The organism is Flavobacterium sp. W21_SRS_FM6, assembly GCF_052119645.1.
Lineage (GTDB): Bacteria > Pseudomonadota > Gammaproteobacteria > Enterobacterales > Alteromonadaceae > Paraglaciecola.
The window spans coordinates 1-12,585 of the sequence record NZ_JBGQOM010000022.1 but is presented as its reverse complement, the minus strand read 5'-3'; the positions used below and the strand labels follow the sequence as shown (position 1 = coordinate 12,585).

Genomic DNA, 12,585 nt, shown 5'->3' with positions numbered 1-12,585 from the left:
AGCGTACTCAAATTGTTGCTGTTTGACCGCGCGAGGACGACTGCCTTTTTGTGCCCATAAGCGGGTTGTCGTATTTTACTGGCCGACTCCGGCTTCATCTTGAATCCAAAAATCAACCTTATCCAGGGCAATATGTCCTGGGTTTAACTTGATCATTTCAATTGGCAGTTTTTTACAGCTTGCTGCTCATCTTTTGCTGATAGAGCAATAGGGAGGGCTTCTCAGCGGTTTTTACTTTCAAAGGTGCTCGACAACCTTCCAAAGCGATGGCAACCTACTCAGTAACCATTCTTTGGCTAACGTTCTAAATACTGGCGACCTCAGCTTTATTTTTATCCGCTTTAACATGTGCTACAGCGAATAATGTATATACATTAGATCATCTGTAGCCACCTTAGAAGACCCTTTTAAGTGCACTTGATATGATGATTCAAAGGAACTATAACGAATTTATATGATAGATATATTGAGTCACATACTCAGACGAGGTGGGTTAAGGCGTGGCAAGATATCTTTACCAAGGTTGTAAAGGAGGTTATTCGAAAGTCTGGTCTCTTCCTAGTAAAGCTAAGGCCGCTTCTTTAGGAGATTTACCGTTGTACAGCACCTGATAAATTTGTTCGCAAATAGGGAGTTCTACACCTACCCTTGTAGATAAAATTTTAACTTCTTTGGTATTCTGATAGCCCTCAACAACTTGTCCTATTTCTTCCATAGCTTGATCAATACTTAAACCTCTGCCTAAAGCTAAGCCGAAACGACGGTTGCGAGATTGGTTATCGGTGCAAGTTAACACTAAATCACCTAGGCCTGCCATACCCATAAAGGTTTGTGGTTGTGCCCCTAGTTTTATGCCTAATCGTGTTAATTCAGCCAAGCCTCGGGTAATCAAAGCAGTACGGGCGTTAGAGCCAAATCCGAGACCGTCAGCTAAACCGGCTCCAATGGCAATGACATTTTTTACTGCACCACCTAACTGAATTCCAATAAAATCGTTGTTACGATAAACACGAAAAGTTTTAGCGCAATGTAACTTATTGGCAAAATCTTGGGCGAGTTGATCATCGGTAGACGATAAAGAGATCGCAGTGGGTAAACCGGCTACCATTTCTTTAGCAAAGGTAGGCCCAGACAATGCTGCAAGAGGGATCTTATCTCCCAATATATCTAAGGCAACATCTTGCAACAGACGACCAGTTTCAGGCTCTAAACCTTTAGTCGCCCAAATAAGACGGTGTTGCATATTCAAGAGGGGTTTGATTTGGCGTAACAATTCAGAAAAAGCATGGCTAGGTGTAACAACCAGCAAATCGGTACTAAGGTTCACGGCTTCGCTAAGATCTGTAACGATGTGTAAAGCGTCAGGAAATTTAGCATCAGGCAAATAACGCGCATTACATCGAGCACTTGCCATAGCTTCCATTTGCTTGGAATCTCTACCCCATAAATAGGTTTCGATACCATTACGGGCTAGGCAAAAAGCAAGGGCAGTGCCATAAGAGCCTGCCCCTAATACCGAAACGGATTGTTTCATGTTTAAATTGTTCTACGCATCTAACTTAGTTGGCTGAGCTTCTTGTGACTGCTGAGCACGCTTCTGCATGTATGCCGCAAAGATGGCGTCAAAATTAACAGGTGCTAAGTTTAGTGCTGGGAAGGTACCGCGATTTACAAGATTAGAAATGGTTTCACGGGCATAAGGAAACAAAGTATTTGGACAGAATGAACCCATCATATGGGCTTTATTCGCTTCTGGCATTTCGCCAATAGTAAAGATCCCAGCTTGTTGAACTTCACACAAAAAAGCGGTTTCTTCACCGATTTTCGCTGTCACTGTTACAGCTAAGACGACTTCATATAAGTCTTCATCGATCTTATTGCTACGGGTGTCTAAATCTAATTGAACTTCAGGCTTCCATTCTTTTTTGAAAATGTCTGGTGAATTAGGTGTTTCAAAAGAGATGTCTTTAGTATAAATGCGTTGAATAGAAAATTGTGGTGCTGAATTTGCGTTTTGAGCTGCAGTTTCGTTAATGTTGTTTTCGTCAGCCATGGGGCGATTCCTTTGATAAAAAATAATTAGTTAGCGAGTAAACCGTCAAGTTTATTCTGTGACTCTAAGGCAAACATGTCGTCACAACCGCCAATATGTTGATTGTTAATAAAAATCTGAGGGACGGTCGTTCCACCGTTTGCTCTTTCAATCATTGTGGGTCTCAACTCAGGTTGCTGATCTATTTTGAACTCACTAAATTCAACACCTTTTTGTGTCAGAAGCGCTTTTGCGCGATGACAATACGGGCAATGCCCCTTCGTATAAATTTCAACTTTGCTCACAAAAATACCTTTATTATTTAGCTGTTGGTAAGTTGGCGCCTTGCCAAGCACTTATGCCACCTTTTAAAACAGTCACATTTTCAAAGCCAGCTTTTAACATTTGAGAAGCAGTACGTTTCGCTGTCATTCCCATATTGCATACAACAATAATGGGTGTCCCTTTGTGTTTTTCAAGGCTGGTAAAGTCGCCTTTAGTTAACAATTCGCTTTTTACTTGCTTAGAACCCAAAATATGACCTTTTTTAAACTCCGCTACAGGTCTAACGTCGAGTACAACGGCATCTTGCTTATTTATTAACAAAGTAGCTTCATGAGTTGTAATTTCCTTTAGTGGTGATAATGCACTAGCAAAAAAAGAATAAATTAACGCTATTACAAGTCCGGCAAATACAGCCGACAATATGTAATGATTGGTTGCAAATTCAATTACTTGATCCATAACAGCTTAGCCTTATAGAAGATTTACATGGAAAAAAAGAGTGCAAAGTATATAGATTTTGTCGTGGGAAACCAGCCCTCAGTCAGCCTCAATTCAACATAGTAGAATAAGTTATGGTTAAGCATTTGGTTTTTAATTGTATTTGGTCGTGACGTTGCAACCTGCAACAGGTTAATATTACTTATCGGGTTAAATTTTGGGGATTTACAATATGAGTCAAGGTAAGAAAACGACAGCATTAATCATCCTAGATGGTTGGGGATACCGCGAAGATAAGACGAGCAACGCAATTGCACATGCCAATACACCGGTATTAGATGGACTAAAGAGCAAGTATGCCCATACATTAATCTCAGGTTCTGGTCTGGACGTCGGTTTACCCCCCGGTCAAATGGGCAACTCAGAAGTAGGCCATGTCAATTTAGGTGCTGGACGAGTTGTTTACCAGGATTTCACACGCATCACTAAAGCGATTAGCGATGGGGATTTTTTTACTAATCCAGTGCTGGTCGAAAATATGGATAAAGCGATCGAACAAGACAAAGCGGTACATGTTATGGGGCTGCTGTCTCCTGGTGGTGTGCATAGCCATGAAGATCATATTGTTGCAATTTTGGAAATGGCGGTAAAACGCGGTGCCAAGAAGCTCTATTTACACGCTTTTCTAGACGGTCGCGACACGCCACCAAGAAGCGCTAAAGCATCACTACTTGCCATGGATAAGCTATTTGAAAAGCTGGGCGTCGGTAAAACCGCTAGCTTAGTGGGTCGTTATTATGCGATGGATCGTGATGAGCGTTGGGATAGAGTTGAAGCCGCTTATAAGGTTATTGCGCTTGGCCAAGGACTTCATCAAGTGGATTCGGCTATAGAAGGGCTTGAAGCGTCTTATGCAAGAGAACAAAATGACGAATTTATGCAAGCCACAGTCATTGGTGAATCTGTGCCACTAAAAGATGGCGATGCATTATTTTTTATGAATTTCAGGGCCGACCGTGCTCGAGAAATTACCCGTCCTTTTGTTGAGCCAGACTTTAAAGAGTTTGCTAAATCAGATCATATCAAACTAAGTGCATTTGTGATGTTAACGCAATATGCCGATAGTATAGACGCGCCGAGTGCTTATCCGCCTGTTCCTTTAGTCAATGTAATGGGGGATTGGTTAGCTCAACACAATAAAACTCAATTACGGATCTCCGAGACTGAAAAATATGCCCATGTTACGTTTTTTTATAGTGGTGGCAGAGAAGAATTATATGATGGTGAAGAGCGTATCCTGATCCCCTCTCCTAAGGTTGCGACTTATGACCTGCAGCCAGAAATGAATTCAGCAGAACTCACCGACAAGCTGGTCGAGGCTATTGATTCAGGCAAGTATGATGTGGTGATTTGTAACTATCCCAACGGTGATATGGTCGGACATACGGGTAATTTTGATGCCGCCGTTAAGGCTTGTGAAGCCGTTGATGCCTGTGTTGGTCGAGTAGTGGGTGCAATTGAACGTAATGATGGTGATTGTCTAATTACGGCTGATCATGGCAATGCAGAACAAATGCAAGACGAATCAACTGGTCAGGCTCATACGGCTCATACCAGTGAATTAGTGCCTTTTATTCATGTAGGGCAGCGTCATACCACTGCGCGTAGCGGAGGTACGTTAAGTGACGTAGCGCCTACGATGTTGCACTTAATGGGAATGGAGCAGCCAAAGGAAATGACGGGAAAACCGATTGTCACCTTGGACTAGCCATACCTCTATGCCATCCATCAATAATCAGTTCAGGAAGACACCTTTATTAGGTGCCTTCTTACTGCTGACATGCTTTTTAGGTAGCTCAATTTCCTGGGCACAACAACAGCAAGATCTTCAAGCGATTCAAGAGCAAATAAAAGCAAAAAAAGAACAAGTCGCTAAACAGCTCCAAGAGGCGAAAAAGCTTCAAATACAATTAGAACGCTCAGAAGTGAACATTGCTAACACAGTGAAAGCCTTAAAAAAGACACAAGCTGCATTAGTAGACAATAATAATCAACGTAGTTCCCTTGCTGAAAAACGTGAGACAGTGCAAACCCAAATTCAACAACAACAAAAGGGTTTAGCTAAGTTGATAAAAAGCGCTTACATGACAGGTAACTACGATTTCGCCAAAATGTTGTTAAATCAACGGGATGCAGCCAATTTTGAAAGAACGATTACCTATTATCAATATTTAAACACCGAAAGAAAAACCAAAATAGACGAGTTTAGGCTACTTGTATCTGAACTCGAATCAGTAAACCTTCAATTAGAGCAAAAACAAGCAGAATTGCGCAGTTTGCAAGTTGACCAAAACGCGCAACAAATAGAACTCACTGAGGGAAAAGCCACAAGAGAAGCAACCTTAGCGAGTATTCGAAGTGCTATCGAATCTGACGAGGCGAAGATTGAAATACTGCAACAAAACGAGAAAAGCTTGCAAGATGCTTTAGCAAAAGCGCAAAGAGAAGCAGAAAAACAAAAGCAGACTTTTGCTGGCCTAGGTAAGGCGAAGGGTAAGTTGCTTACACCGGCCAAAGGTGAATTGATGAGAATGTTTGGTCGAATCAGACAAGGCCAAATTAAGTGGAAAGGCATTATTATCAAAGGCGAAGTAGGCAGTGCGGTAATTGCTGTTCATCAAGGTAAGGTGCTTTATGCAGATTGGCTACGTGGCTTTGGTTTGGTCACTGTTTTAGATCATGGGGATGGCTATATGAGTCTTTACGGGCATAATCAGGCCTTATTAAAACAAGCTGGTGATATTGTTGATGCAGGTGAAACTATCGCATTGCTCGGTCAAAGTGGTGGCCAAAGTTACCCAAACCTGTATTTCGAGATCAGGCACAAAGGACAGCCTGTTAATCCTACGACTTGGTTGAAGTTATAAGAGCTTATTCCGCTATTGGTTTCATTTTAGTAAGTCTATTAAAATTTTACGTTGCCTCCCGTTAGTAAAAAAGTCACAGTACCCACTGACAAGCTCTGGATTAAAAACAATAGAAGATGCAAATCTATAAAACCCTTTTTATTATTTCACTGCTCGTTTTTTATATTCTTCCTGTGTCGAAGGCGGCAAGCATTGCCTTGATCATTGATGATATAGGCAACAACAAACACGAGGCGGCTGCGTTTGACTTGCCACTTAATGTGACCTTTGCCATTTTGCCTAATAAGCCGCTCTCTGGTTTTTTTTCTGAACGTGCTTTAAATCAGCGTCGAGAAGTGATTATCCATATGCCGATGGAGTCATTAGCGGGTATCAAACAAGAAGAAGCCTCGCTAGTGGCAGGAATGACAGATGAACAAATTAGCTCAACCTTAACAAATGCACTGGCATCGGTGCCATTTGCGACTGGGCTTAACAATCATATGGGGAGTCGACTGACACAACTTGAAGCCCCCATGAAAGAAACCATGTCTTTTTTGTTTAAACACGGTTTATATTTTGTTGATAGCCGTACCACGCATTTTAGCCGAGCCGAGAAGATCGCCCATGACTATGGTGTGTTAGCCACCAAAAGAGATGTGTTCTTGGATCACGTCGCGGACTTACCAAATATCCAAAAACAATTTAACCGTTTGATAAGCCTAGCAAAAAAACATGGCCAAGCCGTGGGTATAGCCCATCCTTATCCACAAACCCTACAATTTTTAAAAGAACAATTGCCAACTATCGAATCTCAAGGTATTAAGTTGGTCAAATTAAGTGACATGATTATTGAGCAACGTTATGTCGCAAAAAGCGAAACAGTTAACTCGGACGACTTTGTCGCGACACAATAAATAAGGAATAACTATGCCAGCAGCAAATTTACTTGCCCTCATCGATGATATTGCCACTCTACTAGATGATGTCGCTGTATTGTCAAAAACCGCTGCAAGTAAAACGGCAGGAGTGTTAGGTGATGATTTAGCCTTAAATGCTGAACAAGTTTCAGGCGTAAAAGCTGATCGCGAGTTGCCAGTAGTATGGGCCGTGGCAAAAGGCTCTTTTTTAAATAAACTCATCTTGGTTCCCTCCGCATTATTAATAAGTGCCTTTGTTCCTTGGCTGATAACAGTGTTACTGGTTGCCGGTGGTTTGTACCTTTGTTTTGAAGGAGTTGAGAAAATTTATCACTACCTTAGTCACGATAAACATGAGAGAGATGTGGAACATGCTAAAAAGTTAGAAGCCATTGCAGACCCGACGGTTGACTTAGTTGAATTAGAAAAAGACAAAATAAAAGGCGCGATTCGTACCGACTTTATCCTCTCTGCAGAAATAGTGGTAATAGTATTGGGTACAGTACAAGAGGCCTCGTTCGTAACCCAACTGAGTGTTTTATCATTACTCGCTATCGCAATAACCGTAGGGGTGTACGGTATTGTTGCTGGTATTGTTAAGTTAGACGACTTAGGCCTTTTTTTGCTGAGACGCTCAATCACAAGCTCTTTTAGTGCACTGCAACGCTGGTTGGGTAGAGGTTTACTCATCGTTGCCCCCCTTCTAATGAAGGCGCTATCTTATATCGGTACTGCGGCCATGTTTTTAGTGGGCGGCGGTATTTTGGTGCATAGTATCGATTATTTACATCATCTTTTAGAGCCAATCAAAGAGAGTGTGGCCAACATAAATATATTATCAAGCGTCGTTCCTATTGCCAGTGAAGGAGTGATTGGGATCCTCGCGGGCATCATCGTTTTGATAGTGGTAACGCTAGGTCAAAGGCTCTATTCAAACATAAGTCACAAAAACGATAAGGCTGCTTAGCCAGGCTTTTGACTTGTTGCTTTCTCTCAAGGCTATTTTTTGCGGTAAGCCTTGATTTTGCCAAGTAATGTTATATTATAACGTTCTACTTAGGTGAGGCGAAAGTTCATGCAAATTAATACCGATAAAACGCTATTAGACAAACTAGGCATATGGGCATCTAGCCTTTGTGCTGTGCATTGTTTGTCATTGCCGATTCTTATTCCGCTTATACCTTTGGTTAGCGCCAGTTTTTTTGCTCAAAATTGGTTTGAAAGAACCATCTTATCAATTTCTATGATAGTTGGGTTTTGGGCATTGTTGTCAGGTTTCTATCGTTACCATCGCCAGCTTTATCCTTTGTATAGTCTCGTACTTGGTGGCTTAATTTATTGGAACAAAGGTATGTTTGGAGATGCCTATGAGCCCTTTACAATTGCTGTTGGAGCAATGCTAATTGTTGGTGCTCACGTGGCCAATATTAAACTGTGTAGAAGCTGCCGCAGTTGTGAATCAAGTTGTTCTACTTCTGAGAGCTAATAGACCAAATATAGTTTTTAGCCGCCCAGGGCTTATTGCAAAACACTCCATCTACTTTCCAACGATATAGCTGCGCTAAATCTTCTGGTTCGTCTATTGTGTAAACAAATACTTTCAAGCCCCGTCGGTGAGCATCTAGCACAAACGCCTCATCTAAAAACGCCATGTCGGCATTGACTGAAAATGCGCCTAGCTCGGCTGCAAATTCTGCATATTTTATCGGTTTACTGGCCGTTAAAGCGCCAATTTTAGTTTCTGGCTTGAGCGTTTTTATCTGACTAAGCAAATGATGATCGAACGAAGACACAATAAATTGCTCAGTAGTAAAACCAAGTTCTTGTTCGGCTTTTGCCATAATAGAAAACAGAATGGAGGTATCTTGTAGGCCCTTTATCTCAATATTTAAATTACATTGCCCAGCAACCAATACCATTACTTCCCATAAGGTAGGCACTTGCTGACCTAAGCCCGCATCGAAAGAGCGCAATTGCTTGAAGTCTAAGTTAGCGACGAGGCCCTTTCCATTGGTCGTTCTTTGCACCCATCTATCATGGATAACCACCAACTCTTGACCAATTTGATGAACATCAATTTCAATGCCATCTACTTGATACTCAAGTGCTTTTGCAATGGCTAACAAGGTGTTTTCTGGTGCTTCCGCACTAGCACCGCGATGTGCAAAAATTTGCATAGTATTAGGACTTATTGTGGAGTTTCTGAGCGTTAATAGTTTCGTATATAGCCGCTGAAATAACCAGTAGGCCGCCGACAAATGTTTGCCATGTCGGTTGCTCATCCAAGATAAGAATAGCGAGAATAACGCCATACAGAGGCTGCATGCAGGCAACCAAAGAAAAGGTTTTGGCTCGCAAATGTTTCAAACTGGTAGCGATCAAAGTGTGAGGGAGAGCGGTTAAAAGTGTGCCAAGCACTGCAAGCCAAATATAGGTTTGCTGGCTAGCTGCTACGATATTAGGGCTCACAAAAAAGCTCAAACACAATACAATAATTAAGGTCTGATACGCCATTGAATGGGCGCCAGAATAATGCGAAAAATACTTACGCATCATTAGGTTACGTATAGCGTACAAAAATGCTGAACCAACACCTACAACAATACCAAGGGTGATGTCATTATCCATACTTATTTCAGGAACAATGAGATAAATGCCAAAAAATACCACAGCGGCACTCAATAAGTCCTGCCACACTAATCGAATGCCCTCAAAAAAGGGCTCGAGTAACACCGTTATGACAGGGAAAGTAAAGAGGGCTATCATTCCTACCGAGACAGACGAATACTGCATAGCCGCAAAATAACTGACCCAATGGGACGCCATTAATACCCCTAGTGCTATGGCAACAAGGTAGTCTTTTCCACTGTTTAAACGGATTTTACCGCCGCTCAGTTTTACAATACAAAACAACATTAAACAGGCGATAACCGCCCGTCCAAATGTGATATCAACGGAAGATAGAGGAATTATTTTTGAAAATAGCGCTGTGGCGCCAAGCAGTACCACTGTGATGTGTAACGACCACAGGCTCTTTTTAACGGGATCCACGACTTACTTCGATATCGTTGCGAACAATTCACCAAGACGTGTTGGATCACCTTCAGCTAAGTCTGAAAATTCGATTGAATCTGCTTCAAAGCAAGCCACAATAGTTGACCCGAGTTTAAAGCGCCCCATTTCCTCACCCTTTTTCAAATGAACTGCATGTTCACCTTCAAGCGGATACTGCCAATGCTGAACGTTTTTACCGGCAGGAGGGCTCACTGTACCAGCCCACACGGTTTCTATACTTGCTACGATAGTTGCGCCCACTAAGACCATAGCAAACTTGCCAATCTCAGTGTCGAAAATAGCGACTACACGTTCATTCCGTGCGAATAGTCCTGGCACTCTTTGCGCTGTCAAAGGGCTAACTGAGAAGAGCTCACCTGGTACATAGATCATGTCGGTTAAGGTGCCATCTAACGGCATATGAATGCGATGGTAATCCTTAGGCGACAAATATACCGTAGCAAATTTCCCATCTTTAAAGGGAGCTGCAATATCGGGTTTACCGCCTAATAAAGTCGTTAAACTGTAGTCATGGCCCTTAGCTTGAAAAATACTGTCATGTTTGATGTCGCCAAGTTGGCTTACAGCACCGTCTACCGGCATTGCTAGGTTTTGCTCGCCCTCACAAATTGATCGAGCATCAGGTTTTAATTCACGGGTGAAGAAGTCGTTGAAACAACGATAATGCTCTGGGTCTGAGTGCAGGGCTTCTGACATATTCACATTGTACTGTTTAATAAAAAGCTTAATTAAACCAGTCGTGATCGCGCCTGCTTGAGCTGCTGCTAAGTAACCAACCAATCGAGAGAGTAAATGCTTGGGCATTATGTACTGCAGAGCAATTTTTAACGAATCGAACAAAGTAACACCTTAAAATATAAATTTATCCGATTCGGATTGTACCCTAATAAGACAATTTTTCGCACAGTCACTAAGTCAATTAGGCTATATGCTAGTATTGTTTATCACAGTCTGGTCTACCTCTTAAATTTTAATGTGAGCCGGACGAAGTTCATCCATGTTACTCAGTATTTTGTGGTAATTGTCAAAGCGCTGTGCGCTAATCTCGCCATTTTCAACTGCTTTTCGAATGATGCATCCAGGATCATCTGCATGTTTGCAATCTCTAAACTTACAACCACCAAGATAGTCTCTGAATTCTTTAAAACCATAGGTCAACCGTTCAATTGGAAGATGCCACAGTGCAAATTCACGCACGCCTGGAGAGTCTATTAATTCTCCGCCTAATTCAAAACGCAACAGTTTCGCCGCGGTTGTAGTGTGTTGGCCTAAACCAGAATTATCTGAAATATCACCAATCGCTTCATCAGCATCAGGTAATAAAGCATTAATTAGGCTGGATTTACCCACACCAGATTGGCCCACAAATACGCTGGTTTTATCTTTTAAACAGCGAGAGAGTTCATCTAAACCAGTCAACGTAAGGCAACTGGTATAAACGATTTGGTAGCCAATTTTACGGTAGATATCGAGTTGCTGTTCAACGTCGTGTCGCTCTGAATCACTCAGTAGCTCGACCTTATTGAGCAAAATAACAGGTGTTATACCTACATCTTCAGAGGCGACTAAGTAGCGGTCGATAATGTTTAAAGAAAGGCTCGGTATGACTGAACTGACAATAATGATCTGATCGATATTGGCGGCAACGGGCTTGACCCCATCATAGTAATCAGGGCGCGTCAGGATTGTTTTTCTATCTTCGACAGCTTCAATAACCCCAGCCACATTTAGGGTCAGATCTTTGCCCGGTCTAAACAGCACATTGTCTCCGCACACGACACTAACTATTGTACGACGCATGTGACAACGATGCACCTTACCTTGGCTGTCTTCAACATCAGCATGTTTACCAAAGCGGCCAATCACTTTGCCTGCTTGTTGCTCTCCTAACTGATTGTCATCTAATTCACTTGCTGGTCTTGTGGTCGCCATTCTGCGCACACGATTGCTAGAGACTTGACGTTTTTGTTGATTAGTAAGTTTTGGTTTTTTTGCCACGATTCGCTTTACTTTATTTGGCGCAATTTCTGCTTACATGTTACCGTTTGAACTACTATCTGCATACCGATAGTTTTTACCTTTTTCGCTTAAATCTGGTTTCGGAGCCCGTATGACAATAAATAATGACAACTTGGTGTGGGTAGATATGGAGATGACAGGCTTACACCCTGAAACTGATGTAGTGCTCGAAATTGCCACCATCGTCACAGACAAAAATTTGAACATACTCGCAGAAGGCCCTGTTTTAGCCATTTATCAACCTGATTCCGTGTTAAACAATATGGATCAATGGTGTGTTGATACTCATGGAAAGTCAGGTTTAACCGCACGATGTCGGCAAAGTAAGGTTGATATTGAGCAAGCGAGTGCATTGACCATAGAATTTTTACAAAATTACGTTGATAAGGGGCAGTCACCAATGTGTGGCAATACTATCGGTCAAGACCGTCGCTTTATGGTGAAGTACATGCCACAACTCGAAGCGTATTTTCATTACCGCAATATCGATGTCAGTACCGTTAAAGAATTAGCGAGACGTTGGAAGCCCGAAACGTTGACCGGGTTTAAGAAAAAAGGGGTGCACCTAGCCTTAGACGATATTCGCGAATCAATCGCCGAGATGGTTTATTACCGTCAGCACGTTTTTAGTATTTAAGGGACTCAGCAAGCCTATTGACGGCTGGTTGAACATGATTCGGCCAGTTCGTTGGAAATTTACCCATTCAATTCAAAAAAGTTCGTGTTTTGTAAATATTTTAAAATTAGCGCTTGCATCAATAAAATATTTTTGTAAAATGCGCGTCCGGTTGAGGTGACAAGGCCTCACACCAAAGCAAAACAAGCCATCTTATGCGGGAATAGCTCAGTGGTAGAGCACAACCTTGCCAAGGTTGGGGTCGCGAGTTCGAATCTCGTTTCCCGCTCCAAA

14 protein-coding genes, 1 tRNA gene and 1 pseudogene are annotated in these 12,585 nt (G+C 42.1%); 7 read left to right on the top strand and 9 right to left on the bottom strand.

Translation table 11 applies throughout. The annotated features are described in order from the left end of the window. From ACEN2L_RS20555 to ACEN2L_RS20535, 5 genes and pseudogenes are all read right to left on the bottom strand, one after another. Positions 1-147 (bottom strand): annotated as a pseudogene (locus ACEN2L_RS20555) (IS630 family transposase); the annotation flags it as partial. 388 nt (positions 148-535) lie between these two features. Further along, positions 536-1,534 (bottom strand): NAD(P)H-dependent glycerol-3-phosphate dehydrogenase, encoded by a 999-nt coding sequence (gene gpsA / locus ACEN2L_RS20550; RefSeq protein ID WP_441745944.1) that lies wholly within the window; start codon positions 1,532-1,534, stop codon positions 536-538. Positions 1,535-1,546: 12 nt separating this feature from the next. Continuing rightward, positions 1,547-2,053, bottom strand: coding sequence for a protein-export chaperone SecB (gene secB, locus ACEN2L_RS20545; protein WP_306022676.1), 507 nt, complete (start codon positions 2,051-2,053; stop codon positions 1,547-1,549). Between the two features lie 26 nt (positions 2,054-2,079). Beyond that, positions 2,080-2,337, bottom strand: a complete 258-nt coding sequence (gene grxC, locus ACEN2L_RS20540; protein ID WP_306022677.1) for a glutaredoxin 3 — start codon at positions 2,335-2,337, stop codon at positions 2,080-2,082. 13 nt (positions 2,338-2,350) lie between these two features. Beyond that, positions 2,351-2,776 carry a rhodanese-like domain-containing protein gene (locus tag ACEN2L_RS20535; RefSeq protein ID WP_441745943.1) on the bottom strand — a complete coding sequence of 142 codons (426 nt, stop codon included), beginning with the start codon at positions 2,774-2,776 and terminating at the stop codon, positions 2,351-2,353. Positions 2,777-2,987: 211 nt separating this feature from the next. Between ACEN2L_RS20535 and gpmI the strand changes: the two genes are divergently transcribed. The 5 genes from gpmI (at position 2,988) to ACEN2L_RS20510 (ending at position 8,067) form a co-directional block, all read left to right on the top strand. Next, positions 2,988-4,523, top strand: a complete 1,536-nt coding sequence (gene gpmI, locus ACEN2L_RS20530) for a 2,3-bisphosphoglycerate-independent phosphoglycerate mutase (RefSeq protein ID WP_441745942.1) — start codon at positions 2,988-2,990, stop codon at positions 4,521-4,523. Then, entirely contained in the window at positions 4,507-5,682 is a 1,176-nt protein-coding gene (locus ACEN2L_RS20525) for a murein hydrolase activator EnvC family protein (protein ID WP_441745941.1), read from the top strand. The genes gpmI and ACEN2L_RS20525 overlap by 17 nt, the downstream gene beginning before the upstream one ends. A gap of 116 nt (positions 5,683-5,798) precedes the next feature. Continuing rightward, positions 5,799-6,578, top strand: a complete 780-nt coding sequence (locus ACEN2L_RS20520; protein WP_441745940.1) for a divergent polysaccharide deacetylase family protein — start codon at positions 5,799-5,801, stop codon at positions 6,576-6,578. 13 nt (positions 6,579-6,591) lie between these two features. Continuing rightward, positions 6,592-7,548 carry a DUF808 domain-containing protein gene (locus ACEN2L_RS20515; protein WP_441745939.1) on the top strand — a complete coding sequence of 319 codons (957 nt, stop codon included), beginning with the start codon at positions 6,592-6,594 and terminating at the stop codon, positions 7,546-7,548. A gap of 108 nt (positions 7,549-7,656) precedes the next feature. After that, entirely contained in the window at positions 7,657-8,067 is a 411-nt protein-coding gene (locus ACEN2L_RS20510) for a MerC domain-containing protein (RefSeq protein ID WP_306022683.1), read from the top strand. On the opposite strand, the gene ACEN2L_RS20505 is transcribed toward ACEN2L_RS20510, so the two are convergent. From ACEN2L_RS20505 to rsgA, 4 genes are all read right to left on the bottom strand, one after another. Further along, on the bottom strand, positions 8,051-8,758 hold the full coding sequence (locus ACEN2L_RS20505; protein WP_441745938.1) for a glycerophosphodiester phosphodiesterase: 708 nt from the start codon (positions 8,756-8,758) through the stop codon (positions 8,051-8,053). The genes ACEN2L_RS20510 and ACEN2L_RS20505 overlap by 17 nt on opposite strands. A gap of 4 nt (positions 8,759-8,762) precedes the next feature. After that, entirely contained in the window at positions 8,763-9,632 is an 870-nt protein-coding gene (locus ACEN2L_RS20500; protein ID WP_306022685.1) for a DMT family transporter, read from the bottom strand. 3 nt (positions 9,633-9,635) lie between these two features. Continuing rightward, positions 9,636-10,460, bottom strand: a complete 825-nt coding sequence (gene asd / locus ACEN2L_RS20495) for an archaetidylserine decarboxylase (protein WP_441745937.1) — start codon at positions 10,458-10,460, stop codon at positions 9,636-9,638. A gap of 159 nt (positions 10,461-10,619) precedes the next feature. Continuing rightward, a complete protein-coding gene (gene rsgA, locus ACEN2L_RS20490; protein ID WP_306022687.1) occupies positions 10,620-11,654 on the bottom strand; it encodes a small ribosomal subunit biogenesis GTPase RsgA in 1,035 nt (344 codons plus the stop codon). Between the two features lie 112 nt (positions 11,655-11,766). On the opposite strand from rsgA, the gene orn reads away from it, so the two are divergent. Next, on the top strand, positions 11,767-12,312 hold the full coding sequence (gene orn, locus ACEN2L_RS20485; protein ID WP_441745936.1) for an oligoribonuclease: 546 nt from the start codon (positions 11,767-11,769) through the stop codon (positions 12,310-12,312). A gap of 196 nt (positions 12,313-12,508) precedes the next feature. Continuing rightward, positions 12,509-12,583 (top strand) — tRNA-Gly (locus ACEN2L_RS20480). The last annotated feature ends 2 nt before the right edge of the window (positions 12,584-12,585 follow it).

Excerpts from the sequence above, each read along its gene's own strand:
- gpsA (WP_441745944.1), bottom strand. The coding sequence starts at position 1,534 with ATGAAACAATCCGTTTCGGTATTAGGGGCAGGCTCTTATGGCACTGCC.
- secB (WP_306022676.1), bottom strand. The coding sequence starts at position 2,053 with ATGGCTGACGAAAACAACATTAACGAAACTGCAGCTCAAAACGCAAAT.
- ACEN2L_RS20535 (WP_441745943.1), bottom strand. The coding sequence starts at position 2,776 with ATGGATCAAGTAATTGAATTTGCAACCAATCATTACATATTGTCGGCT.
- gpmI (WP_441745942.1), top strand. The coding sequence starts at position 2,988 with ATGAGTCAAGGTAAGAAAACGACAGCATTAATCATCCTAGATGGTTGG.
- ACEN2L_RS20520 (WP_441745940.1), top strand. The coding sequence starts at position 5,799 with ATGCAAATCTATAAAACCCTTTTTATTATTTCACTGCTCGTTTTTTAT.
- ACEN2L_RS20515 (WP_441745939.1), top strand. The coding sequence starts at position 6,592 with ATGCCAGCAGCAAATTTACTTGCCCTCATCGATGATATTGCCACTCTA.
- ACEN2L_RS20510 (WP_306022683.1), top strand. The coding sequence starts at position 7,657 with ATGCAAATTAATACCGATAAAACGCTATTAGACAAACTAGGCATATGG.
- ACEN2L_RS20505 (WP_441745938.1), bottom strand. The coding sequence starts at position 8,758 with ATGCAAATTTTTGCACATCGCGGTGCTAGTGCGGAAGCACCAGAAAAC.
- asd (WP_441745937.1), bottom strand. The coding sequence starts at position 10,460 with ATGCCCAAGCATTTACTCTCTCGATTGGTTGGTTACTTAGCAGCAGCT.
- orn (WP_441745936.1), top strand. The coding sequence starts at position 11,767 with ATGACAATAAATAATGACAACTTGGTGTGGGTAGATATGGAGATGACA.